Source organism: Citrobacter sp. UYEF32 (assembly GCF_040546205.1).
Classification (GTDB): Bacteria; Pseudomonadota; Gammaproteobacteria; order Enterobacterales; family Enterobacteriaceae; genus Phytobacter; species Phytobacter diazotrophicus.
In genome coordinates this window covers 240,591-263,151 of sequence record NZ_JBEPNI010000006.1, presented here as the reverse complement: position 1 = coordinate 263,151, position 22,561 = coordinate 240,591, and the positions used below count along the sequence as shown (strand labels likewise).

The 22,561-nt window shown below is 55.3% G+C and carries 20 protein-coding genes, 1 tRNA gene and 1 other RNA gene; 10 read left to right on the top strand and 12 right to left on the bottom strand.

Going from position 1 to position 22,561, the window contains the following annotated elements; genetic code table 11:
* Nucleotides 1-183: 183 nt before the first annotated feature.
* The 6 genes from ABIB59_RS18735 (at nucleotide 184) to ABIB59_RS18710 (ending at nucleotide 6,146) form a co-directional block, all read left to right on the top strand.
* Nucleotides 184-846 carry a cysteine hydrolase family protein gene (locus ABIB59_RS18735; RefSeq protein WP_039080206.1) on the top strand — a complete coding sequence of 221 codons (663 nt, stop codon included), beginning with the start codon at nucleotides 184-186 and terminating at the stop codon, nucleotides 844-846.
* Nucleotides 847-913: 67 nt separating this feature from the next.
* The gene (gene fdrA / locus ABIB59_RS18730) at nucleotides 914-2,461 is read left to right on the top strand and encodes an acyl-CoA synthetase FdrA (RefSeq protein WP_039080205.1); all 1,548 of its coding nucleotides are present in this window, start codon (nucleotides 914-916) and stop codon (nucleotides 2,459-2,461) included.
* Between the two features lie 3 nt (nucleotides 2,462-2,464).
* The gene (locus tag ABIB59_RS18725) at nucleotides 2,465-3,865 is read left to right on the top strand and encodes a YlbE family protein (RefSeq protein ID WP_354036546.1); all 1,401 of its coding nucleotides are present in this window, start codon (nucleotides 2,465-2,467) and stop codon (nucleotides 3,863-3,865) included.
* A 110-nt stretch (nucleotides 3,866-3,975) separates the two neighbouring features.
* Nucleotides 3,976-4,104 carry a hypothetical protein gene (locus tag ABIB59_RS18720; protein ID WP_255423272.1) on the top strand — a complete coding sequence of 43 codons (129 nt, stop codon included), beginning with the start codon at nucleotides 3,976-3,978 and terminating at the stop codon, nucleotides 4,102-4,104.
* Nucleotides 4,105-4,132: 28 nt separating this feature from the next.
* Nucleotides 4,133-4,528, top strand: a complete 396-nt coding sequence (locus ABIB59_RS18715; RefSeq protein ID WP_107224357.1) for an allophanate hydrolase-related protein — start codon at nucleotides 4,133-4,135, stop codon at nucleotides 4,526-4,528.
* 19 nt (nucleotides 4,529-4,547) lie between these two features.
* Nucleotides 4,548-6,146, top strand: a complete 1,599-nt coding sequence (locus tag ABIB59_RS18710) for a hypothetical protein (protein ID WP_039080202.1) — start codon at nucleotides 4,548-4,550, stop codon at nucleotides 6,144-6,146.
* Between the two features lie 126 nt (nucleotides 6,147-6,272).
* On the opposite strand, the gene dppF is transcribed toward ABIB59_RS18710, so the two are convergent.
* The 11 genes from dppF to ABIB59_RS18655 form a co-directional block, all read right to left on the bottom strand.
* A complete protein-coding gene (gene dppF, locus ABIB59_RS18705) occupies nucleotides 6,273-7,283 on the bottom strand; it encodes a dipeptide ABC transporter ATP-binding subunit DppF (RefSeq protein ID WP_039080201.1) in 1,011 nt (336 codons plus the stop codon).
* Nucleotides 7,280-8,263, bottom strand: coding sequence for a dipeptide ABC transporter ATP-binding protein (gene dppD / locus ABIB59_RS18700; RefSeq protein WP_039080200.1), 984 nt, complete (start codon nucleotides 8,261-8,263; stop codon nucleotides 7,280-7,282). Before dppD ends, dppF begins: the two co-directional genes overlap by 4 nt.
* A 10-nt stretch (nucleotides 8,264-8,273) precedes the next feature.
* On the bottom strand, nucleotides 8,274-9,176 hold the full coding sequence (gene dppC / locus ABIB59_RS18695; RefSeq protein ID WP_039080199.1) for a dipeptide ABC transporter permease DppC: 903 nt from the start codon (nucleotides 9,174-9,176) through the stop codon (nucleotides 8,274-8,276).
* Between the two features lie 9 nt (nucleotides 9,177-9,185).
* A complete protein-coding gene (dppB, locus tag ABIB59_RS18690; RefSeq protein WP_354036543.1) occupies nucleotides 9,186-10,205 on the bottom strand; it encodes a dipeptide ABC transporter permease DppB in 1,020 nt (339 codons plus the stop codon).
* A gap of 169 nt (nucleotides 10,206-10,374) precedes the next feature.
* The gene (gene dppA / locus ABIB59_RS18685) at nucleotides 10,375-11,982 is read right to left on the bottom strand and encodes a dipeptide ABC transporter periplasmic-binding protein DppA (protein WP_039080197.1); all 1,608 of its coding nucleotides are present in this window, start codon (nucleotides 11,980-11,982) and stop codon (nucleotides 10,375-10,377) included.
* Between the two features lie 868 nt (nucleotides 11,983-12,850).
* Nucleotides 12,851-12,984: non-coding RNA, RtT sRNA (locus ABIB59_RS18680), on the bottom strand.
* Between the two features lie 32 nt (nucleotides 12,985-13,016).
* Nucleotides 13,017-13,093 (bottom strand) — tRNA-Pro (locus ABIB59_RS18675).
* Between the two features lie 90 nt (nucleotides 13,094-13,183).
* A complete protein-coding gene (gene eptB / locus ABIB59_RS18670) occupies nucleotides 13,184-14,866 on the bottom strand; it encodes a kdo(2)-lipid A phosphoethanolamine 7''-transferase (protein ID WP_039080196.1) in 1,683 nt (560 codons plus the stop codon).
* 214 nt (nucleotides 14,867-15,080) lie between these two features.
* On the bottom strand, nucleotides 15,081-15,512 hold the full coding sequence (locus ABIB59_RS18665; RefSeq protein ID WP_354036540.1) for an organic hydroperoxide resistance protein: 432 nt from the start codon (nucleotides 15,510-15,512) through the stop codon (nucleotides 15,081-15,083).
* 136 nt (nucleotides 15,513-15,648) lie between these two features.
* Nucleotides 15,649-16,851: an L-lactate MFS transporter gene (locus ABIB59_RS18660; RefSeq protein ID WP_039080194.1), complete on the bottom strand. Its 1,203-nt coding sequence runs from the start codon at nucleotides 16,849-16,851 to the stop codon at nucleotides 15,649-15,651.
* 244 nt (nucleotides 16,852-17,095) lie between these two features.
* Complete coding sequence (locus ABIB59_RS18655; protein ID WP_039080193.1) at nucleotides 17,096-17,785, bottom strand: autotransporter domain-containing protein; 690 nt, start codon at nucleotides 17,783-17,785, stop codon at nucleotides 17,096-17,098.
* 160 nt (nucleotides 17,786-17,945) lie between these two features.
* Here ABIB59_RS18655 and tag point away from each other — a divergent pair, with 160 nt between their 5' ends.
* On the top strand, nucleotides 17,946-18,527 hold the full coding sequence (tag, locus tag ABIB59_RS18650) for a DNA-3-methyladenine glycosylase I (RefSeq protein ID WP_039080192.1): 582 nt from the start codon (nucleotides 17,946-17,948) through the stop codon (nucleotides 18,525-18,527).
* Complete coding sequence (locus ABIB59_RS18645; protein WP_108700470.1) at nucleotides 18,505-18,951, top strand: N-acetyltransferase; 447 nt, start codon at nucleotides 18,505-18,507, stop codon at nucleotides 18,949-18,951. Before tag ends, ABIB59_RS18645 begins: the two co-directional genes overlap by 23 nt.
* Here the strand turns inward: ABIB59_RS18645 and ABIB59_RS18640 are convergent.
* On the bottom strand, nucleotides 18,914-21,262 hold the full coding sequence (locus ABIB59_RS18640; RefSeq protein ID WP_335256576.1) for a molybdopterin guanine dinucleotide-containing S/N-oxide reductase: 2,349 nt from the start codon (nucleotides 21,260-21,262) through the stop codon (nucleotides 18,914-18,916). The genes ABIB59_RS18645 and ABIB59_RS18640 overlap by 38 nt on opposite strands.
* On the opposite strand from ABIB59_RS18640, the gene ABIB59_RS18635 reads away from it, so the two are divergent.
* Together ABIB59_RS18635 and ABIB59_RS18630 are read left to right on the top strand one after the other, a co-directional pair.
* Nucleotides 21,257-21,547 (top strand): hypothetical protein, encoded by a 291-nt coding sequence (locus ABIB59_RS18635; protein ID WP_146158920.1) that lies wholly within the window; start codon nucleotides 21,257-21,259, stop codon nucleotides 21,545-21,547. The genes ABIB59_RS18640 and ABIB59_RS18635 overlap by 6 nt on opposite strands.
* Nucleotides 21,459-22,475, top strand: coding sequence for a LacI family DNA-binding transcriptional regulator (locus ABIB59_RS18630; RefSeq protein ID WP_039080189.1), 1,017 nt, complete (start codon nucleotides 21,459-21,461; stop codon nucleotides 22,473-22,475). Before ABIB59_RS18635 ends, ABIB59_RS18630 begins: the two co-directional genes overlap by 89 nt.
* The last annotated feature ends 86 nt before the right edge of the window (nucleotides 22,476-22,561 follow it).

Below are 22,561 nucleotides of genomic sequence, written 5' to 3'. Positions count from 1 at the left end.
TTTTTTACCCAAATCCGGCGCTTGTACGCCTAAAGCCTCGCCAGTTCACGATTTACGCATTATGGCGTTTTCGCGTACAGAGATGCCTCATATTTTTTGAGGTTCAGGCAGAAAAGCTTTTTGCGCACACGGCGTTATCACTCCGTACACTCCAATGAAAGGCGAATCAACAAAGGAACGTTTATGCGCACGATTAAAGCTCAACCTTTTGACTTTCAGTTCGATCCCGCCACCACCGCCCTCGTGGTGATTGATATGCAGCGCGACTTTGTTGAACGCGGTGGTTTTGGCGAAGCCCTTGGCAATGACGTCTCCCTTGTTCGCCGTGCGATCGAACCCTGTGCCGCATTGCTGAAAAGCGCTCGCGAGGCGGGTCTGCTGGTTATTCATACCCGGGAAGGACACCGTGATGACCTCAGCGACTGCCTGCCCGCAAAACGCACCCGTGGCGGTAAAACCTTTATTGGCGAGCCCGGTCCGATGGGCCGCATTCTGGTGCGAGGCCAGCCGGGCCACGACATCATTCCCGAACTCGCGCCACAGCCCGGCGAGCCGGTGATTGATAAGCCAGGCAAAGGGGCGTTTTACGCCACTGACCTGCATCTCATTCTGCAATCTCACCGCATCGCCTCGCTCATTATCTGCGGCGTCACCACCGAGGTGTGTGTGCAGAGTACCGCCCGTGAAGCCAATGATCGTGGCTATGAGTTGGTGATTCCGGAAGATTGCTGCGCCTCCTACTTTCCGGAATTTCATCAGGCGGCGCTGGCGATGATCAAAGCCCAGGGCGCCATTGTCGGCTGGGTGAGCCATTCAGCGGAGGTCATTGCGGCGCTGCGCCCATGACGCTCCGGCAGACCGATACAACGTAGTAAGCAGCAAAATGAGTACCGTTTTTGCTCAAGGATAAAAGATGACACTGCACTATCAATGTTTCCCGAACCTGTATAAGGACTCCGTTTCCCTTATGCAGATTTCCGCCAAACTCAACGCGCTGGATGGGGTAGAGCAAGCATCTGTCGCCATGGCGACCCCGGCTAATATTGAACGCATGCGTGACGCGGGCATGGACATTGTCATCGACGCGCGCCCTAACGATCTGTTAATTGCGCTGGAAGCCAGCGAAGCCGCTGCGCAAGCGGCGCTGGAACTCGCGGCCTCCTTGCTGCGCCCGTCGGCAGTCGAGCCTGTTTCCGGCGCGACACAGCGTGTACCTGTCAGTATCGCTATGGGTCTGCACGACGCGCTGGAGGCCAATTTTGCCCTGATTTCTGTGCCAGGCCGCTATGCCGCTGCCGAAGCCTTGAAAGCGCTGAGCAACGGTCTGCACGTGATGATATTCAGCGATAACGTTCCGGAAGATCAAGAAGCCGCCATCAAGCGTTATGCCAGTCAGAACCAGTTGTTGGTCATGGGGCCGGATTGCGGTACCGCCATTATCAACGGTCTGCCGCTGGGCTTTGCCAATGTGGTACGACGCGGCGCTATTGGCCTGGTGGCAGCATCCGGGACCGGACTACAAGAGGTCAGTTGCCATATTCACCATCTTGGCGCTGGCGTGTCGCAGGCCATCGGCACGGGCGGGCGCGATCTGCACGAAGCTATCGGCGGTCTGAGCATGATTCAGGGCATCACCCTGTTAGCAGAAGATCCTGAAACACAACTTATTGTTCTTATTTCTAAACCACCAGCACCAGGGATTATGCAAAAAGTACTGGCCTGCGCACGCCAGTGTGAAAAACCCGTCGTCGTCCATTTTCTGGGCGCCGACGAGCACAGTTTGCAATATGAAGGCGTCATACCCGCACTCAGTCTGCGTCACGCAGCGGAGATCGCGGTAGCCACGTTAGAGGGTAAAAAGGCGCCCAAAGAGACCAGCACCAGGGAATCTCTCCTCGCCAAAGCCCGGGACAGCATTGGGGCAATGGCGGCAAAACAAAAAGACATTCGCGGCGTATTCGCCGGTGGCACATTCTGTTACGAAGCACAACTCGCCCTGCTGGCGGCGGGGCTGTCATGTGAATCCAACGCCCCTGTTCGTGGGGCTACGGAGTTACGCAGCCGTCAGCAGGGTACCGGACATAGTCTGGTCGATATGGGGGATGACGAATTCACCCAGGGCCGACCGCATCCCATGATTGACCCCAAACTGCGCAACGCACGCCTGTTGTCGGAAGGTCGCGATCCCACCACGGCCGTCCTGTTGTTTGACATTGTTCTGGGCTACGGCGCCAGCGCAGATCCTTGCGCCACGTTATTGCCTGTGCTGGATACGCTGCGGCAAGAAGCCGCACAAGCGCAGCGACACCTTTTGCTGATTGCGCACGTTTGCGGGACCGAAGACGATCCTCAGGATCGTCAGCAGCAAATTGAATGTTTAGAACAGGCTGGCGTTCTGGTGGCGGACAGCAATATCGAGGCCGCGCGACTGGCGGCTTTTGTAGCCCTTCAACGGAAATAGATTATGACGACGTTATTTCAACAACCGCTCAGCGTGCTCAACCTGGGTCTGGAGAGTTTCGCCAATAATCTGCGAGATGCAGGAGGGGATGTGTTGCATCTGCAATGGCAGCCCGCCGCATTCGGCGACGAAGAGGCTAACTGGATGTTGGCGAAATTAATGGCGGATACCCGCGTGGATGCGGCAAATGACATCGCGTTGCAGCGCTACCTGGATGCGCAACCGGTGCTGATCGGAATCAGTACAGCGCAGGAAGCCATTCCGGCGCTGGCAGCAGAATGCAAAATTTTGCACGCTGGTCCGCCCATCGCCTGGGCAGACATGTGTGGCCCAATGCAAGGGGCGATTGCCGGCGCGATTGTGCTCGAAGGGTGGGCCGACAGCGTTGAGCAGGCCATGCTAATGGCGGCAAATAGCGAGGTCGCGCTGGAACCCTGCCATCACCACCACGCCACCGGGCCAATGGCGGGGATTATCAGTCCTTCCATGCCTGTCTGGATAGTAGAGAACAAAACGCATGGCAACCGGGCCTACTGTAATTTCAACGAAGGGCTCGGGAAAGTGCTGCGCTTTGGGGCCAATCACGAAGAGGTCCTGACCCGCCTGCGCTGGATGGCCGATGTGCTGGCGCCGGTGCTCAAGAAAGCCCTCGCCATGAGCGGCGATATTGAACTTAAGCCAATGATTGCCCAGGCGCTACATATGGGTGATGAATGCCATAACCGCAACGTTGCGGCCAGCGGGTTGTTCTTTCGCCGCCTGGCCTCCCATCTGGCCCGCATTGAAAAGGGCCCGGAAGTGCTGGAGTTTATCGCGGCCAACGATCACTTCTTCCTGAATCTCTCCATGGCGGCTTGCAAATCGATGCTCGATGCCGCCAGCAATGTCCCGCACAGTTCCATGGTCACGGTGATGGCACGCAACGGCGTCAACTTCGGTATCCGTCTTTCCGGGACCGGCGATCGCTGGTTTCAGGCTCCGGCTAACCCGGTTGATGGCCTGTTCTTCCCCGGTTTTGGAGTTAATGATGCGGCGGCGGATCTGGGCGACTCGGCCATTACGGAAACCGCAGGCATTGGCGGTTTTGCCATGGCGGCGTCACCGGCTATCGTGAAATTTGTTGGCGGCACCCCGGCCGATGCGGTGAGACACAGCCAGGCCATGCATGAAATTACCTTAACCACCCAGCCGGCATTTACCCTGCCCGCCCTCAATTTTGTGGGCAGCGGCTGCGGCATTGATGCGCGGCGCGTTGTCGATAGCAATATTCTGCCCATTATCAATACCGGAATCGCCCATAAGCTGGCAGGGGTCGGACAAATTGGCGCGGGTATTACCACCGCACCGCTGGCCTGCTTCATTGCCGGGCTGACGGCTCTGTCGCAAGGGAACGATCGTGTGTAGCGGTAAGGTCGCTGTCGTCGCTGTCGGCGGCAACGCAGCGCTGGCTTAGCCAGCTTTCACTCGCCGAAGCAGAAGCGCTGCTGCAAAGCCGCGAATTTGGCGCAGGCAGCATGGCCCCGAAAATTGAAGCCATGCTGACTTATTTACGCGCTCAGCCGCAGGGGCTGGGCCTGATTACCACGCCGCAGGGCATTTCCCGCGCGCTAAGCGGCAAGGGTGGCACCCGTTTTACCCGCTAACGCTGCACACTTTTCTGAGCAAAAAACCATGATAAGTAATAAGATTTTACTGGCCGTTAATGGCACATTAATGCGTGGCCTTGTGCTTAATCCTAATATGATTGCCGCACGGGCTGAGTTTGTTCGTGAAGACACTACCGCCGCCTGCTACCGCTGCTGGAGCATTAATGATAATCACCCAGGCATGATTCGCACACCCGGAGAGGGCGGGCAGATTGCGCTGGAAATTTGGGCGGTGCCGCCTGCCGGGCTTGGCGAGATCCTGCTAAAAGAACCTGCCGGATTATGTGTCGGTAAGGTCGAGTTGAGTGACGGTAGTGAAGTACTGGGTGTGCTGGCCGAACCCTGGCTGGTAGAAGGACAAAAAGAAATTACCTCTTTGGGAGGCTGGAGAGCTTATACCGGCCACTTTATGACAGCTTGATAACGTCAGGAGTAGGATCATGGCGCAAGGAAATCTCGCTCATCGGCCACAGCTTTGGGTCGCGGGCGATTTAAATGCTTTTTTTGGTCTGTTCACGAATGTGTTATTGAATGTGCTGGTGCTCTCCGGGCTGGCACTGTACGTCGCGCAAATCCCGGCAACAACAGTTTATGGTCGTATCCTGCCTGCTCTGGGCATTGCACTTCCCCTCGGAAATCTCTTCTATGCCTGGCTTGCCTGGAAATTAGCCCAGCGCGAAGGCCGCAATGATGTTACCGCCCTGCCTTATGGCCCCAGCGTGCCGCATATGTTTATCGTGGTCTTTGTGGTGATGCTGCCTACGCTGCTGATTCATAAAGACTGGATGCTGGCGTGGAAGCTGGGTCTTATCTGGGCGATGTTCGTCGGCGTTATTGTCCTGCTCGGCGTTGTCGTTGGCCCGACCATCCGTAAATATACTCCGCGTGCCGCTATGCTGGGGACGCTGGCCGGGATCGCGATTGCTTTTATCGCGATGCGCCCGGCTTATCAGATGTTTGATACCGCATGGATTGGCGTCATCTGCTTCGCCATTATCCTGCTCAACTGGGTCGGGAATGTCCGTCTGCCGTTCGGTTTGCCGGGTGGGCTGGCCGTGGTCATCGTTGGCTGCGTGCTCGGCTGGGGGGCTACGCTGCTGGGTCTGAGCGACATCATGAACCCGGCTGCCGTAAAAGAAGCAACCGGCAATTTTGCGCTCCATCTGCCTTCCCTTACCGGCGATGTGTTCAGCGTGCCGTCGGAGCTGGTCTGGCCGCTGCTGGTGACGGCTATCCCGCTGGGTATCTTCAACTTTACTGAAATCCTCAATAACGTGGAGTCCGCCGCCGTAGGTGGCGACAGTTATAACCTGCGTGCGGTGCTGGCGGCAGATGGCGTGGGGGCGATTGTCGGTGCGCTGCTGGGCTCGCCGTTCCCGCCTGCGGTCTATATCGGCCACCCCGGCTGGAAAGCGATGGGCGGGCGTATCGGTTATTCGCTGGCGACCGGTATTGCGATGGCGATTGTCTGTTTCCTGGGGCTTACCGCACTGCTGCTGTCGATCATTCCGCTGGTCGCGATAGTGCCGATTCTGCTGTTTATCGGGCTGGTGATTGGCGCACAGGCGTTCCAGGTGTCGCCGAAACGTCATGCGCCCGCCATTATTCTGGCGCTGGTGCCGAATATCGCGGAGTGGGCGAAAACGCAGGTCGATGGCGCACTGAATGCGGCGGGAGCGAACACGGTGAATCTGCCTGCTGAGGTGATGACCAATATGGCCAATAACGGCGTGCTCTATAACGGTATGGCCACCACCGGTGGGGGTGCCGTGCTGGCAGGGCTGATGATGGGGGCGATTGCCGCGTTTATCATTGACCGTCGTTTTAACTGGGCCGCGGTCTATGCCGCTGCCGCCACGGTACTTTCCTTCTTTGGTTTTATTCATGGACACCAGATGGCGGTTAACGCCTCGCCAACGGTGACTTTCGCCTATGCGGTGGTGACGGTGATGCTAACCTTCCTCGCCTGGCGTCAGGTGCGCGAGCAGGGCAAGCTGGACTGGTCGCCGATTGATAACGACAGTGAGCCGATGAGCTAAAACCCGCAGTCCCCGGTGGCGCTGCGCTTACCGGGGCTACGAACGGTAACCCGGATAAGCAATTCGCGCATTCGGAAAGGCATAAAAAAACCGGAGCACATGGCTCCGGTTTTTTATTTCAGCGCGTTAGGCCTGTGGTTTCTCGCCGTTTTCATCCTGATCGACCGCGAAGCAGGCAACCAGTTGACCGCCGTAGTCTTTGAGCTGCGGCTGCAACTGGGTGCAGGGACCGAAGCGGCGGCGGCAGCGGGCGTTAAACGCACAACCCGGCGGCGGACTCAGCGGGCTCGGCAGCTCGCCGGTCAACTTGATGCGCTCGCGGCGATCGTCCGGGTTCAGGCGCGGCGTCGCAGAGAGCAGCGCCTGGGTGTACGGATGACGCGGATTAGAGAAGATCTGGTCCTTGGTACCCTTCTCGACGCAGCGGCCCAGATACATCACCATCACTTCATCGGCAATGTGTTCCACCACGGACAGGTCGTGGGAGATAAACACATAGGACAACCCCAAATCCTGCTGCAAGTCCATCATCAGGTTCAGCACCTGCGCGCGAACAGAAACGTCCAGCGCGGAGACCGGTTCGTCGGCGATCACCACGTCCGGGTCCAGCATCAGACCACGGGCAATAGCGATACGCTGACGCTGACCGCCGGAGAACATGTGCGGGTAACGGTCGTAATGCTCGGTTTTCAGGCCGACTTTCGCCATCATCGCCAGCGCTTTCTCACGACGCTCCGCCTTGCTCAGGGAGGAGTTAATCAGCAGCGGTTCTTCCAGAATCTGTCCCACTTTCTTGCGCGGGTTCAGCGAACCGTATGGATTCTGGAACACGATCTGGATTTTCTGGCGACGCAGCTTCTGCGCATGCGGATCGTGTTTAAGCAGATCCTGCCCCTGGTAGTACAGCTCACCACCGGTCGGGGTTTCGATCATTGTCAGCAGACGGCCCAGCGTGGATTTACCACAACCGGATTCACCAACCACAGCCAGCGTTTTGCCACGTTCCAGGGTGAACGATACGCCGTCCAGCGCTTTTACCAGGCGTTCCGGGGCAAACAGCCCCTTCTTCACCGGGTAGTGTTTTTTCAGGTCGATAGCCTGCAACAGCGGTTGCGTGGCGGCCTCGTGCGTACTCATAGTGTGGGCCTCCCGGCATCATCGAGTGGGTAGTGACATTTCGACTGGCGCCCACCGTCAACGGTGTTCAGCGCAGGCTCTTCGGCGCGGCATCGGTCCGTTGCGTAGGGGCAACGCGGGTTCAGCAGACAGCCATTCGGACGGTCATACTTACCGGGTACGACGCCTGGCAGCGACGCCAGACGCGCTTTATCCTGCGCAAATTCCGGCAATGCCCGCAGCAGTGCCTGGGTATACGGATGACGCGGTGCGCGGAAGATATCTTTCGCCGCCCCGGTTTCCACCACCTGGCCTGCATACATCACGATGATTTTGTGTGCCGCTTCGGCCACCAGCGCCAGGTCATGGGTGATCAGGATCAGCGCCATGTTCTCTTTTTGCTGTAGCTCCAGCAGCAGCTCAATAATCTGCGCCTGAATAGTCACGTCCAGCGCAGTCGTTGGCTCATCGGCAATTAGCAGTTTCGGCTGACACGCGATCGCCATCGCAATCATGACACGCTGACTCATCCCACCGGAGAGCTGATGAGGATAAACGTCCAGCCTTGATGCCGGATCGGGAATACCGACCTGGTTGAGCAGATCAATTGCGCGCTGGCGGCGGGTGTGCTTGTTGCCCCCCTGATGCACTTTGATCGCTTCCATAATCTGGAAACCGACGGTGTAGCAGGGGTTCAGGCTGGTCATCGGATCCTGGAAGATCATCGCTACTTCGGACCCCACCAGACTGCGGCGCTCTTTTTCCGAAATGCGTTTCAAATCCTGACCGTTAAACTCCAGATTTTCCGCCATTACGCGGCCTGGGAAGTCAATCAACCCCATGATCGCCAGCGAACTGACCGATTTACCAGAGCCAGACTCCCCCACGATGCCAACCACTTCACCCTGATTCACACTGTAGCTTACGCGGTCTACTGCGCGAAACTCGCTGCCTTCGTCGCCGAAATGCACCGATAATTTATTAACATTTAATAACGCCATCTCGAACCTCTTACTGCTTCAGTTTGGGGTCGAGCGCATCACGCAGGCCGTCACCCATCAGGTTAAATGCCAGCACCGTCAGCAGGATCGCCAGACCAGGGAAGGTCACGACCCACCAGGCACTTTGCGCGAACTGCAACACGTCGGAGAGCATAGTGCCCCACTCCGGTGTTGGCGGCTGCGCGCCCATGCCAAGGAAGCCGAGGGCGGCCATGTCGAGAATGGCGTTCGAGAAACCGAGCGACGCCTGAACAATCAGCGGCGCAAGGCAGTTAGGGAAAATATTGACGAACATCTGACGCATCGCGCCAGCCCCCGCTACGCGGGAAGCCGTCACGTAATCGCGGTTAACTTCCACCAGCACCGCGGCACGGGTAAGACGTACATAGTGCGGCAAGGCGACGAAAGTGAGCGCTAACGATGCGTTGACTATCGAAGGACCAAATATCGCCACCAGGACCAGCGCCAGCAGCAGGCTCGGCAGGGCCAGCATGATGTCGACAACACGCATGATGATGCTATCGATAACGCCGCCAAAGTAGCCCGCCACCAGGCCGAGGATAATCCCCATGATCAATGACAGCACCACTACCAGACAGCCGACCAGCAGCGACAGACGCGCGCCAAACATCAGACGCGACAGGGTATCGCGACCTACGTCATCGGTACCCAGAATATGCGACCATGTGCCGCCATCCTGCCAGACCGGTGGCGCCAGCAGCGCATCGCGGAACTGATCCGCCGGGTTATGCGGCGCCAGCACGTTCGCGAAGATAGCGATAAGCAGCATCACGATCACGTAAACCAGACCAACAACCGCGCCTTTATTACGCTTGAAATAGTGCCAGAACTCCTGCAGCGGGGTCATCGGGACCGGTGCAGAGATAACTTTATTTTCAGTAACTTGTGACATGATGGCCCCTTACTTCTTGTGACGAATACGCGGGTTCACCACGCCGTAGAGCAGGTCGACCAACAGGTTGACGAGAATGATCATCGTCGCGACCAGCAATACCCCACCCTGCACAACCGGATAATCGCGGCGTTGCAGCGCGTCAATCAACCAGCGGCCCAGGCCCGGCCAGGAGAAAATGGTTTCCGTCAGGATCGCGCCTGCCAGCAATGTCCCGACCTGCAGACCGATAACGGTCACCACCGGCAGCATCGCATTACGCAGCGCATGGACGATGATAACGCGCATACGGGTTAACCCTTTGGCGCGCGCGGTACGGATATAGTCTTCGCCCAGCACTTCCAGCATCGAGGAGCGGGTCATACGGACGATAACCGCCAGCGGGATTGTCCCCAGCACGATGGCAGGCAGAATCATGTGCGCCAGGGCATCGATAAAGTTACCCTGCTCGCCCCAGATAGCCGTGTCGATCAGCACAAAACCGGTAAGCGGGTTACTGTCATCAAGGAACACCATGTCACTGACGCGCCCGGATACCGGCGTCAGGTTCCAGTGTACCGACACCAGCATGATCAGCATCATGCCCCACCAGAAGATAGGCATGGAGTAACCGGTCAGCGCGAGGCTCACGGCGGTATGATCAAAAATGGAACCACGCTTCACAGCGGCCATTACGCCCACCGGGATACCGACAGCCACCGCGAAAATCATGGCGCAGACGCCGAGTTCCAGCGTCGCTTTAAAACGCGGTACGAACTCGTCCCACACCGGAAGACGGCTCTTAAGAGAGATCCCTAAATCACCATGCAACACGCCCCACACATAGTTGACGTATTGCTGCCACAGCGGCTTGTTGAGACCAAGCTCTGCCAGCAACTGGGCATGACGCTCAGGAGAGATACCACGCTCACCTGCCATGATCATCACCGGGTCACCGGGAATCATATGAACGAAGGCAAAGGTGAGAAGGGTGATACCGATAAACGTCGGGATAACTAGCCCCAGACGTCGGAGGATGAACTGCAACATAACCCGGATTCTCTGTAGTGACGCATGCACCTGGCGGTAGTGCGTCTGTATTGCTCACAAATGTTTGGATAAACGGGAAAATCCCACTCTATCCAGGCCTTTTCCCGGAGGAATAAGGAACAAAAACCCTCCCCCCGGAAAGGGAGGAGGGACTCAGGCATCGTGCCTATTATTCAACTGACACGTTTTCGAAGTGGTGTTTGCCCAGCGGATCAACCACGTAGCCTTTGACTTCTTTACGCACCGGCTCATACACGGTGGAGTGCGCGACGATCAGTGCCGGAGCCTGGTCATGCATCACTACCTGAGCCTGTTTGTACAGTTCAATACGCTTGTTGTGGTCGTCAGTTGCGCGAGCCGGCTGAATCAAGTCTTCAAACGGCTTGTAGCACCAGCGAGAGTAGTTGGAACCGTCTTTCGCCGCAGCGCAGCTAAACAGGGTTGCGAAGAAGTTATCCGGATCCCCATTGTCGCCGGTCCAGCCCATCATTACAGCCTGGTGCTCACCCGCTTTGGCGCGTTTCAGGTACTCGCCCCACTCGTAGGTGACGATCTTGGCCTGAACACCGATTTTCGCCCAGTCAGCCTGAATCATCTCAGCCATACGGCGAGCGTTCGGGTTGTACGGACGCTGTACCGGCATCGCCCACAGCTCAACGGTGAAGCCCTGCTCGTGGCCGGATTCTTTCAGCAACTGTTTCGCTTTCTCAACGTCGTAAGTGTAATCCTTAACGTCGTCGTTATAGCCCCACATTGTCGGCGGAATCAGGTTTTTCGCGGCTACGCCAGCACCCTGGTAAACGGCTTTGATGATCGCTTCTTTATTTACCGCGTAAGTCAGCGCCTGACGCACTTTCACGTCATCAAACGGTTTCTTCTCGGTGTTGAAAGACATGTAACCGACGTTCAGGCCAGCCTGCTCCATCAGGTTAATGTTTTTGTCTTGTTTCATACGAGCGATGTCAGCCGGGTTCGGGTACGGCATAACCTGGCACTCGTTTTTCTGCAGTTTGGCATAACGTACGGAAGCGTCAGGCGTGATGGAGAAGACCAGACGGTCAATCTGCGGCTTGGTGCCCCAGTAACCTTCAAACGCTTTGTACAGAATACGGGAATCTTTCTGGTACTGTTGCAGTTGGAACGGACCGGTACCGATCGGATCCAGGTCAACTTTGTCCGGCGTACCGGCTTTCAGCATGTTGTCGGCGTATTCTTTGGACAGAATAGACGCGAAGTCCATTGCCAGGTCAGCCAGGAACGGAGATTCCGGACGGGTCAGCACGAATTGAACGGTGTTGTCGTCGACTTTCTTCACTTCGCTAATCAGGTCTGGCAGGCCCATACCTTCAAAATATTCGTAGCTGCCGCCAGAGACTTTATGGTACGGGTTCTGGGCGTTTTTCTGACGATCAAAGGAGAATACGACGTCGTCCGCGTTGAATTCACGCGTCGGTTTGAAATCTTTGTTGTCCTGCCACTTCACGCCTTTACGCAGGTGGAAAGTGTAGGTTTTGCCATCGGCGCTGATATCCCACTTCTCAGCAAGACCCGGAATGACCTCAGTAGTACCGGTTTTGAACTCAACCAGACGGTTATAAATCGGCACAGAGCTGGCATCGTAAGTAGTACCAGAAGTGAAAAGCTGTGGGTTAAAGCCTTCAGGCGAGCCTTCTGAACAATAAACCAGGGTTTTTGCCTGCACGCTGGCCGCCACAGTCATAGCCACCAGGCTAAGACCAAGCTTCAGCATCCCTGACTTCTTCAAGGAAATACTCATTATTCTGCTCCAATGTGATATGTGTTGTTACCCTTGCGCTGGGTTATCCGACAGGCCGTTATTAGATTTTTGCCTGGACTTATCGGAAGCTATGAGAGACGGGAAATCCTTTCACGAGATTGACTGAGTTGCAGTGCAGATTCTCCATGAAATGCCCCTCATGCCCTACAATCTGTCAATAGAATGTCAAAACGTCAATACAGGTAACGGGGATTTACATCGTTGATGAGAATCAACAAACAAAGTTAAAAAAAACTTCAAGCTGCTATTTTCAGCAGGTAAATTTGTGCTATGCCGTTATGGGCAGAATAATAAGCTTGAGAATCATCTCAGGTTGGTGTTTAACGTTTGAGCAGATTATGAAAAATTTCTTGCGGAATGATGAATATCTGAGCGATTAATACCGCGAACGTTAAAACGCACAGCGTAAAATGCTAACTCTATCCATAAGCAACGCGAAAAAAGATCGAACTATATATAAAAAAATACAATGGATTATGTCACAAAACCGTGACGCGGCAGGGTGAAATAAGGTGATGGAACGGTAACAGAAGCGGATGATTTTCTCCTAACCTTCTCGCCAGGGAGCCAGAAGATAGGTTCCGTGGGTGCCAGCATAAAATGGTGGATATCTGCCACCCTCCAAGACACCAGGCAAGCAGGCCGCATTGGTTTTCCCCCTCTCCCTTGAGGGCTGAGGAATCCCCACAAAAATGCGAGCACGAACGATCCCCTCTCCTCTTTGGGGAGAGGGCCAGGGTGAGGGGGAGATGCGGTTCAATATCACCACCCCGGCGGCGCTTTGCTTGCCAGGGCTACAAAACCACAGATGCAAAAAAGCCTGCTCAACGAGCAGGCTTTTCGAATTTGGTCGGTGATAGAGATTACTCGCCACTGCGTGGCTCGCCCTGCGGGCCGTTGCTGACGCAACGTTCTCTCGCTTCGCTCGGGTCGAACCTCCCTGCCCCCGGAGGTTCTCATCCTCATTGAAACAGATGCAAAAAAGCCTGCTCGTTGAGCAGGCTTTTCGAATTTGGTCGGTGATAGAGGATTCGAACCTCCGACCCCTTCGTCCCGAACGAAGTGCGCTACCAGGCTGCGCCAATCACCGAATGCGGGGCGCATCTTACTGCCACACACCCCGACCGTCAATCCCTTAATGTAAAAAAGCCAACTGACTGGCGAGAAAGCCGCCAGCGCCTCAATTTACCTTGTTAGCAGGCACATGGCACCAGTTGTTATTTTCATTAATCCCGCCGTTTGGCGAGGTATATCCCAGGCAGCCCATGATGGTGTCGTACAGTTCAACATGGCGGCGCGGTACCTTGATCTCCGCCTGCTGTTTGAGCTGTGCAAACATCTTCGCCTTGTCCGGGTTTTGCAGATATTTGTCCGACATCCATACCATCATCGGTACGCGGAACTGCTCCGGCGGCGCCATCTTACGCGGCGTACCGTGCAGATGTTCCTTCTCATTAATCGACTCACCGTGGTCCGCCGCATAGAAGATAATCGCTTTCTTATCGCGCAGCTTGTCGATTACGTTGTCGATAAAATAGTCCACATAGGTGACGGAGTTATCGTACGAATTGATCAACTCTTCTTTGCTGCATTTATCGTCCACCCCCACACACTCCGGCGTCCATTGTGCGAAGCTACGGGGATAGCGCTGGGTATAATTGAAGTGCGAACCTTTGGTATGCAGAATAATCAGATGCTTACCCTGCTTGTTGTTATTTAGCGATTGCTGCAACTCATCAATTAACAGCATATCGTCAACGCTCTTGCCCCGATTACGCGGCTCCGCGCCAATCTGTTCACGATAGGCAATGTTGTCTGCCATTGTGTTGCTGTAAAACCACATCTCGCTTTGCATCGCATACAGGTCGGAAGAGAAGCCCATCTGTTTTAGCACGGAAAAGACGTTTTGCTCTTTTAACGTGCGCTGGGGATTATCCTCAGCCCCACCTTCACGTACGAACATACACCGCAGCGACAACTTGGTGGCGGTATCACACGAGTAGCCACGGAAAGCGACCAGGTTTTTCTCCTGCGCCAGCTTTGGCGTGGTGTTACGCGAGTAACCGAGTAAGCCCATGTGATCCCAGCGCGTCGTTTCACCAATGATAAACACGACATAGGTGTCATTGATGTCGTCCGGCGCGACATAACTGAATTTCGCCGCCGGGTTGATCAAGGAACGATGATCCGACGACTCGTCTACCTGCGCCCAGGCGTACAGCCCGAGCGCTGAAAGCCAGTTGGAAGGGAGATAAGAGTTCGCTACCACGCCGCCATAGCTCGGCATGTCCACGCCCGATGTCCGTTCTTCTTCCTTCTGCTGCAAATCCAGAAGGCGAATGGGCCCCCATACCAGCAGCGCGGCCAGGACTACCAGGGTCACGCTCTGCACACGGTGGCCGCGCGTACGCAACTGGCGCAACAGGGTGTAGCGACAGCGGTTATTCCAGATAGACAACAGCGGCATAACACTGACAATCGCCACCCAGGCAATGAGCTGCCAGCCCACCACCTCTTTGGAGAGATCGATGTCTGTGGTCATCACCGAAGCGATAATGCCATAGCCAATAACCACATTCAGGAAGGTCATGTAATAGCTGGCTGCTGCTGAAAACAGCACCACCAGCGATGCCAGTACACGCCAGGCCCGGCGCCCGAACAATGAGAGCACACGTAATAAAAAGAAAGTCACCAGGACAGTGGCAACCAGTTCAACAACCGCAGAGAGTCCTTTCCAGACGGTGAACGCTTGCGCATAACCATCAAACCGACGGTAGAAAACTGCGCTATTCATAAACAAGCCAATATACAACGCCAGCAGAAAACTCAATTTCTGCTGAGTCATTGCTTTTAAATAACTCATGCAAGCAACCCTGGAAAAAGGGAAAACAAAGCCGCTCAGCGCTTGTAGCAGCACCGATCGGGCATTAAACGCAAGGGAAGTTAATTGAGGAACTTCTTAAGCGCGGATAAGTAGACCACAAGGAAAGGAAAAAGTGTCTGTCCGGAGTGTGATCCGGTCATACATTTACAAAATTATATAACCGGAAACACACTATCTGACACCTGAATAGTATTCAGGCAGTGATTACGTTCAGCTTAACGTCAATATTGCCGCGGGTCGCATTGGAATAAGGGCACACTATATGGGCTTTTTTCACCAATTCCTGTGCTGCCTGATGATCCATTCCTGGCAGGTGAATATCCAGTTGCGCTTCAATACCAAACCCGGTCGGCAAAGGGCCAATGCCCACGGTGCCTTCAATATAAGCCTCTTGCGGTAGGCGCTGTTTTTCTACCGACGCGACATGTTTTAACGCTCCGAGAAAACAGGCCGAATACCCGGCGGCGAAAAGTTGTTCCGGGTTCGTCACCTCCCCACCGGCTCCCCCCATCTCTTTTGGCACGCCCAGTTTCACATCCAGAACGCCATCGGAAGAGATGGCTCTGCCGTCACGGCCTCCGGTGGCTTTCGCCTTCGCCCGATACACCACTTTTTCTAACGACATGTGCAACTCCTTCTGTTGGAAGACCTGCCATTAAGAATAGTCGTTGTCAGGGGAGCCTCAGAAAAGCCCGCACGTAAGGGTAATAAAAAACCGCCGACAGTTTATGGCGGCGGTTTTTTGTAAAGCAGAGGAAGAATCAGGCATGTGCTGGTTTATACACGCTGCGCTGCGGCTGACGGATGGTCGTGGAAAGTGCCAGGGAGACAATCAGGAGCGCGAAGATGACGCAGAAAGTGACATAGAAACCGCCAAACAGCGAAGCGATAATCGAACCACAAATACTGCCAATACCAAAACCTAAGTAAATCACACCGTAGTTTTTCGCGAGGTTATTCAGACCAAAGAACTCGCTGACCAGCGACGGGAACACGGTAATGGTGCCGCCGAAATTGAAAGCTACGCAGGCTATCGCCGCGAAAAAGGAAACCGCATTCAGTGGCGCAAACAGCAGGGCTGCCATGCCAACCAGTGAAATCACCTGGCCAATGGTAATAACGCGGATGCGGGCGATTTTATCGGACAGAATGCCCAGCACCAGGCGACCGGTGAGGTTCGCAATAGAGATAACGGTGACCGCATTGGCGGCGGTTGCCACATCAAGATGCACCATGCCCTGCGCAATATCTTTCGCTACGCCAATCACATACAGGCCACTCATGCAGGCGGTCAGGAACATTACGGCTAACATCCAGTATTGCGGTTTACGCATGGACTGCGCCAGCGTGAAGTCGTTTTCCACCACACCATTGACCGCACCCACTTTTTGTTGCGGAGCGTCAGTCATCAGCATCGCGCCGCAGACAATCATCACCAGCACCATCGCCCCCCAGATCATGAAGGTCTGTTCCAGGCCAACGGTGGCCAACAGGTGGCTGTCGATAAATTTAAAACCCAGGCTGCCCAGGCCATAAGCCCCGATGGCGAAGGCGGAAATCAGCCCTTTACGTTCCGGGAACCATTTCACGCAGTTGGAGAGGGTGAGCAGGTAACCGGCGCCATCCGCCAGCCCCACAAGCACACCCGCACTTAGCCACAGCATCGTCAGGTTGTTGGAGTGGGCGGTCAGGAAAAAGCCGATACCCAACAGCACGCCAGACGCTATGGTCACCCGTTTTACGCCAAAACGTTCCTGCAGTTTCCCGGCGATGGAGGAAGATAACGCCAGCCCCAGGCTTAACAAACCAAATGAAAACGCAACCTGGCTTACCGGCTCGCCCAGCTTGTCTGCCAACGCGCTATTAAACAGGCTCCAGGTATAAACAGATCCCAACGCAAATTGTGTGATGATGGTGCCAGCCAGCGTCAGCCAGCGTGTGCGATTCAAGGATGATGTATTCATGGCAGTTGTCCTGCAGAGAAAATTAAGGGAATTCACTGCGGACAACAATAACGAAGCGCATTTCATGCCAGGGCTAAAAAGGCATGAAATGCAGTAAGCGGGGAATGAAATGCATATATGCAGGAATGAATGACATTTCGAAACACAGACTCACCTTATTTTCTCAGGTGAGTTAGTACATACTATCGATACAGAGCGCGTGTTTATTGTTTCTTAATTGTGATCACTTTGTATTAAATGATCTTTAAAAACGGGCGCTGACGCCCATGCTGTAGAGATAATTCGGCCCGGTGAGCGAGTTTTCCGACTGCGACATTGAGGCATAAGCGGCGAAATGTTGATTAAGCAGCATATCGGCACCGACAGACACATCCAGCCAGTTGCCGTACTGGTTCGCCGCGGTCAGGCGACTCAGCCCGGATTGTGATTTCCAGACGTTTTCCCCGAACTGTTGGTTGTAACTAATTTGCGCCCATGGACGAAAGTCACCAATATGGCTATCCACGCGCCATCCCAGGGAACTGACGGTCGCGTGCCAGAGCGGATCGCTGTATTGCGACGTGGTCGCGCTGTCGCCATATTCATTGTACATTGACGTCGTAGAGCCATCGTAATGCCAGACGGCCACCGGCCCGGTCATCACATTGCCTGTGAGTGGAATATTCAGGCCAATACTCATAGTGCTGACGGCATCCATCGGCGTTTTATCGGGCAGATTAAAGGCAACGCCAGGCCCACTCTGCGCCGAGCGAATGCGTTCTTCCAGGATATCGTTATAACGTGGCTGGTGATCGCTATCCCATGTATAGCGTTGCGGCATATTATTTTGCGAATCGATCGCGATATATTCTTGTTGCCAGGCAAATGCAGCATGGCTAAAAAGCAGACAAGCAGGCACTACCGCTATCAAACGGCCACTGTTTTTAATTTTCATCAATGCGACTCCACAAAAGAGCCAAAACGGCGTATTTGTTATCGTTTTTGTTGGGCAAAAGGCGAGGGTAGATATCCCTTACCTAACTATTGTCTTTTTAGCAGTCGCGTCAAGTCTGCAACTTACATAATTTTGATCAACATCAGCAACGGAGAAGGATATGCAGCGTTGTGGTTGGGTGACTCAAGACCCCCTTTATCTTGCTTATCACGATAAAGAATGGGGCGTACCGCAAACAGACGGTAAAAAATTGTTTGAGATGATTTGCCTTGAAGGACAACAGGCAGGTTTATCATGGATTACGGTACTCAAAAAACGCGAAAATTACCGTAATGCCTTTCATCAGTTCGATCCTGAAAAAGTGGCTGCGATGGGGCCAGAGGATGTCGAACGCCTGATGCTGGATGCCGGAATTATTCGCCATCGCGGCAAAATTGAGGCGATTATCGGCAATGCCCGCGCCTTGCTTGCCATGGAACAAAATGGCGAGCCTTTCGCCCCGTTTGTCTGGTCGTTTGTTGAAAACGAGCCGCAGGTTACCCAGGCCGCCACACTCGGCGACATTCCCACCTCAACGCCCGCGTCAGACGCCCTGTCAAAGGCGCTAAAAAAACGCGGCTTCAAATTTGTCGGCACCACCATCTGCTACTCCTTTATGCAAGCTTGCGGTCTGGTTAATGACCATATTACGGACTGTTTCTGTCACCCCGGAGGTCGGCATGATCCGAGAGTGGCACAGTAAAGATTTGTCTCCTCTGTTGAGCCTGTGGCTTGAAAGCACCACCTATGCGCACCCGTTTATTGCGGCAACCTACTGGCAAGACAGCGAGATGCTGGTGCGGGAAGTTTATCTCCCGTCGGCCCGCACCTGGGTCTGGGAGGAAGAAGGCAAGCTGTACGGCTTTATAAGCGTAATGGACTCACAGTATATCGGGGCGTTGTTCGTCTGCCCGAAGGCGCTGCGCAAAGGGATCGGCACCGCACTGCTTGATCACGTCAAGCAGCGCTTTAATGCCTTAAGCCTGGAGGTGTACCAGAAAAACGAGCGGGCGGTGAATTTCTATCACGCGCAGGGCTTTCGCATAGAGGACAGCGCCTGGCAGGAAGAGACGCAGCACCCGACCTGGATTATGAACTGGCAGGCGGATCAAACGCCGTCAGCGTAAGCGCCGGACCGCTGTATTTTTCCATCCATACCAGTGCGGTATTCCCCGCACAGCCATTCCCCAGCTTTGAGCTGGGGAGATCTTTTGTCAGCACGTTAACCGCGCCGTTTTTACAGATCCCCCCTTCGGCACGCTCAAGATCCGGCCAGGCGCCCTGGTGAATACAGATCACTCCGGGCTTGATCCCTTCGCTGACCACGGCGCCTGCCAGCACCTGTCCGCGTTGGTTCCAGACACGCACCAGATCGCCATCAGCGATGCCGCGCGCTTTCGCATCGCTCGGATGCAACGTCACCGGTTCGCGCCCCGCCACCGCATACTGCTCGCGAAGTGATGAATAGTTAAGCTGGCTGTGCAGACGATGCGCCGGGTGAGCAGAAAGAAGCTGCAACTGCTCTGGTCGGGCATTACCGTGCCATTCATCCGGCTCAAGCCACATCGGATGCGGCGGGCAGTCGGCATAACCAAAACCGGCAATGCGCGCCGAGTAAATTTCGATTTTACCACTGTCGGTTTTAAGCGGATGCGCCTGCGGGTCACGCCGGAAATCAGCGAAGCGTACAAAGCGGGCATTCTCTTCGCTTTCTGGCATTTCAATCAGGGCATTCGCTTCCCAGAACTCGGCAAACGGCGGCAGGGTAACGCCCTGCGGGGCACCACGCTGCGCAGCGATGTTGTAGAAGGTTTCCAGCCATTCGAGGTCGCTTTTACCTTCGGTAAAGCGCTCACGTCCGCCCGCTTCCCAACGCTCGCTGAGATCGGCGAACACCTCGAAATCGTCACGCGCTTCATCGCGCGGGGGCACCACGCGCTTCATCGGCACCAGATGCTGGTTGCTGTAGTCGCCCGTCATGGTCATATCGTTACGTTCAAACGATGTGGTGGCAGGCAGGACAATATCCGCGTGTTTTGCCGCCGCCGTCCAGAAACACTCGGAAATGACGACCAGTTCCGGCTTCTGCCAGGCGCGAATCAGCCGGTTCGTGTCCTGATGGTGGGTAAAGTTGGCGCCACCCGCCCACCAGATAAATTTAATATCCGGGAAGTGTCGGTCCATACCATTGTGCTGGTAGAAGGCTCCCGGTTTTTCCAGCGCTTCAATAATGCGCGCCACGGGAATTTTTTCGACCGCCTCAATGCCGCCTTTAACGCACCCCTGCATGGAGGCCAGTACTGCCGCCCGGCGCGTAGGGTTACCGCCGTTGGCAAAATGATACGACAGGCCAAAACCGCCGCCGGGGATCCCAATCTGGCCCAGCATCGCCGCCAGGGTCACCAGCATCCAGTGTTTCTGCTCGCCAAACTGCTGGCGCTGCATTCCCCAGCCGGACATCAACATTGTGGTGTTTTCGTGGAAAAGTTTTGCCAGTTCACGAATTTTCGCCGCCGGAATACCGCAAATATCCGCCGCCCACTCTGCCGTTTTCGCCACGCCGTCGCTTTTCCCGGTCAGGTAATCTGCAAAGACGCTATAGCCTTGCGTGCAGCGCGCCAGGAATGCCTCATCCTGCCAGCCGTTTTCTACCAGCGTATGGGCGATACCGAGCATCATCGCCACATCGGTCCCCATGTGCGGCGCTAACCATTCCATACTGTCGCCAAAGAAATCGACGGTCTCCGATCGCATCGGATCGATGCAGATCAGCCGTTTGCCGCTTTTGCGTAAGGCATCGAAATAGCCGATACCCTGCTCATCCGAGGCATTCCAGGCAATTTTCAGCGTATTCAGCGGGTTGGCGCTCCACAGCACCACCACATCGCTATGTTCCAGCACCAGAGGCCAGCTAGTTTGCTGCTGATACACCTCGTTGCCGCCGACCACGTACGGCATGATCGCCTGCGCAGCACCGGTGGAGTAGTCCCCCAGATGGCCGGTATAGCCACCAGCAAGGCTCATATAACGCTGCAACAGGGTCGCCGCTTTGTGCAACACACCGTTTGAGCGCCAGCCATACGATCCGGCGAAAATGGATGCCGGGCCATGTTCGTCGCGAATGCGTTTGTGCTGCTGGTGGATGAGGGCAAGCGCATCATCCCAGGAGACACGGACGAATTCATCCTCGCCGCGAACGCCCTGCGGGCTGTCCGGAGATGCCAGAAAGCCTTTACGGACCATAGGAAAGCGGACACGAGTTTTACTGTGGACCTGGTCGCGCACCACCGTTTGCAGCGAGTTAGGGTGGTTCGTGGGAAGCGCCCCGCGTGATGACAGCACCGTTTCGCCGTCGGTTTCGACCAACATCGGCCCCCAGTGGGCTGCCGTAAGAACTGTTTTAACTGCAGAGTTTGCCAAAGCGCGCTCCTGATGCATGCAGGTGGCGACAGCGTCGTTTCGCTGTCTTATGAAATAATGGATGTCGCGCTCTATCATCCACACGCGCGGCAAATTGGCAAAGAATTAAACGGCATGATGGCCACGCAGAAGGCGATAAGCGGGATGTTCCCCCTTGCCAGTGCGGATTTTCGCGCTATCGTGTGGTCTCACAACTACCGCGAGGGAAGCATTTATGGCGAAAACGACGCGCCCGACCATCAGCGATGTCGCGAAAGCGGCAAAAACGGGCAAAACCAGCATTTCACGCTATCTGAATGGTGAAAAACATCTCCTGTCGGATGCCTTGCTGGCGCGAATTGAACATGCCATTGCCGAACTCGATTATCGCCCCAGCCTGATGGCGCGCAACCTCAAGCACGGGCGCACTCGCCTGATTGGCCTCATTATTGCCGATATCACGAACCCCTATTCCGTAGATGTGCTGAGCGGAATCGAAGCGGCCTGCCGGGAAAAAGGCTTCACCCCGCTGGTCTGTAATACCAACAACGAAGTCGATCAGGAGCTGCACTACCTGGACCTGCTGCGTAGCTATCAGGTAGAAGGCATCGTGGTGAACGCGGTGGGGATGCGCGAAGAGGGGCTAAACCGCCTGCAGCAATCCTCCCTGCCCATGGTGTTGATTGACCGTAAGATCCCCGATTTCGCCTGTGACGTCGTGGGGTTAGATAACACCCAGGCTGCCACCACCGCCACGGAACACCTGATTGAACAAGGCTTTGAAGCCTTGCTGTTCCTCAGCGAACCGCTGGGCACGGTGAATACGCGGCGGGAACGCCTGGATGCCTTTCGAACCACGCTCGCCCGCTACCCCGGCGTGGTGGCAGAAAACGCCGAAACGCCGCTACACGAAGCCAGCCAGATCGATAACGCCCTGCGCCAGTTCCACTCTCGCCACCGTGGGATGCGCAAAGCGGTGATCTCTGCCAATGGCGCATTGACGCTGCAAGTTGCCCGCTCGCTGAAACGCATTGGTCTGCACTGGGGCAGCGATATCGGCCTGCTCGGCTTTGATGAGCTGGAATGGGCTGAGCTGGCAGGGGTCGGTATCACTACCCTCAAACAACCGACCTGGCAAATTGGTTATGCCGCGGTAGAACAAGTGGTTGAGCGTATCGAAGGCAACAGTGATACCGTCCGCGAGCGGGTCTTTTCCGGGGAGCTCATCGTGCGCGGTTCAACTGCACGATAATTAACCTTCGTGATGACGATCATAAATTCGATGCACTGTGCTTTTCTTTGGAACCGGTTCCATCTAGCGTTACAGACAAGCAAATT

Bases quoted from the DNA above. Each gene is read 5' to 3' on its own strand.
- ABIB59_RS18655 (WP_039080193.1), bottom strand. From the start codon at position 17,785: ATGAAAATTAAAAACAGTGGCCGTTTGATAGCGGTAGTGCCTGCTTGT.
- ABIB59_RS18635 (WP_146158920.1), top strand. From the start codon at position 21,257: ATGCATGCAGGTGGCGACAGCGTCGTTTCGCTGTCTTATGAAATAATG.
- ABIB59_RS18720 (WP_255423272.1), top strand. From the start codon at position 3,976: ATGGCCCCGAAAATTGAAGCCATGCTGACTTATTTACGCGCTCAGCCG.
- ABIB59_RS18715 (WP_107224357.1), top strand. From the start codon at position 4,133: ATGATAAGTAATAAGATTTTACTGGCCGTTAATGGCACATTAATGCGT.
- tag (WP_039080192.1), top strand. From the start codon at position 17,946: ATGCAGCGTTGTGGTTGGGTGACTCAAGACCCCCTTTATCTTGCTTAT.
- ABIB59_RS18660 (WP_039080194.1), bottom strand. From the start codon at position 16,851: ATGAATACATCATCCTTGAATCGCACACGCTGGCTGACGCTGGCTGGC.
- dppD (WP_039080200.1), bottom strand. From the start codon at position 8,263: ATGGCGTTATTAAATGTTAATAAATTATCGGTGCATTTCGGCGACGAA.
- ABIB59_RS18725 (WP_354036546.1), top strand. From the start codon at position 2,465: ATGACGACGTTATTTCAACAACCGCTCAGCGTGCTCAACCTGGGTCTG.
- dppF (WP_039080201.1), bottom strand. From the start codon at position 7,283: ATGAGTACGCACGAGGCCGCCACGCAACCGCTGTTGCAGGCTATCGAC.
- dppC (WP_039080199.1), bottom strand. From the start codon at position 9,176: ATGTCACAAGTTACTGAAAATAAAGTTATCTCTGCACCGGTCCCGATG.
- ABIB59_RS18630 (WP_039080189.1), top strand. From the start codon at position 21,459: ATGGCGAAAACGACGCGCCCGACCATCAGCGATGTCGCGAAAGCGGCA.
- fdrA (WP_039080205.1), top strand. From the start codon at position 914: ATGACACTGCACTATCAATGTTTCCCGAACCTGTATAAGGACTCCGTT.
- ABIB59_RS18640 (WP_335256576.1), bottom strand. From the start codon at position 21,262: ATGCATCAGGAGCGCGCTTTGGCAAACTCTGCAGTTAAAACAGTTCTT.
- ABIB59_RS18710 (WP_039080202.1), top strand. From the start codon at position 4,548: ATGGCGCAAGGAAATCTCGCTCATCGGCCACAGCTTTGGGTCGCGGGC.
- dppB (WP_354036543.1), bottom strand. From the start codon at position 10,205: ATGTTGCAGTTCATCCTCCGACGTCTGGGGCTAGTTATCCCGACGTTT.
- ABIB59_RS18645 (WP_108700470.1), top strand. From the start codon at position 18,505: ATGATCCGAGAGTGGCACAGTAAAGATTTGTCTCCTCTGTTGAGCCTG.
- dppA (WP_039080197.1), bottom strand. From the start codon at position 11,982: ATGAGTATTTCCTTGAAGAAGTCAGGGATGCTGAAGCTTGGTCTTAGC.
- ABIB59_RS18665 (WP_354036540.1), bottom strand. From the start codon at position 15,512: ATGTCGTTAGAAAAAGTGGTGTATCGGGCGAAGGCGAAAGCCACCGGA.
- eptB (WP_039080196.1), bottom strand. From the start codon at position 14,866: ATGAGTTATTTAAAAGCAATGACTCAGCAGAAATTGAGTTTTCTGCTG.
- ABIB59_RS18735 (WP_039080206.1), top strand. From the start codon at position 184: ATGCGCACGATTAAAGCTCAACCTTTTGACTTTCAGTTCGATCCCGCC.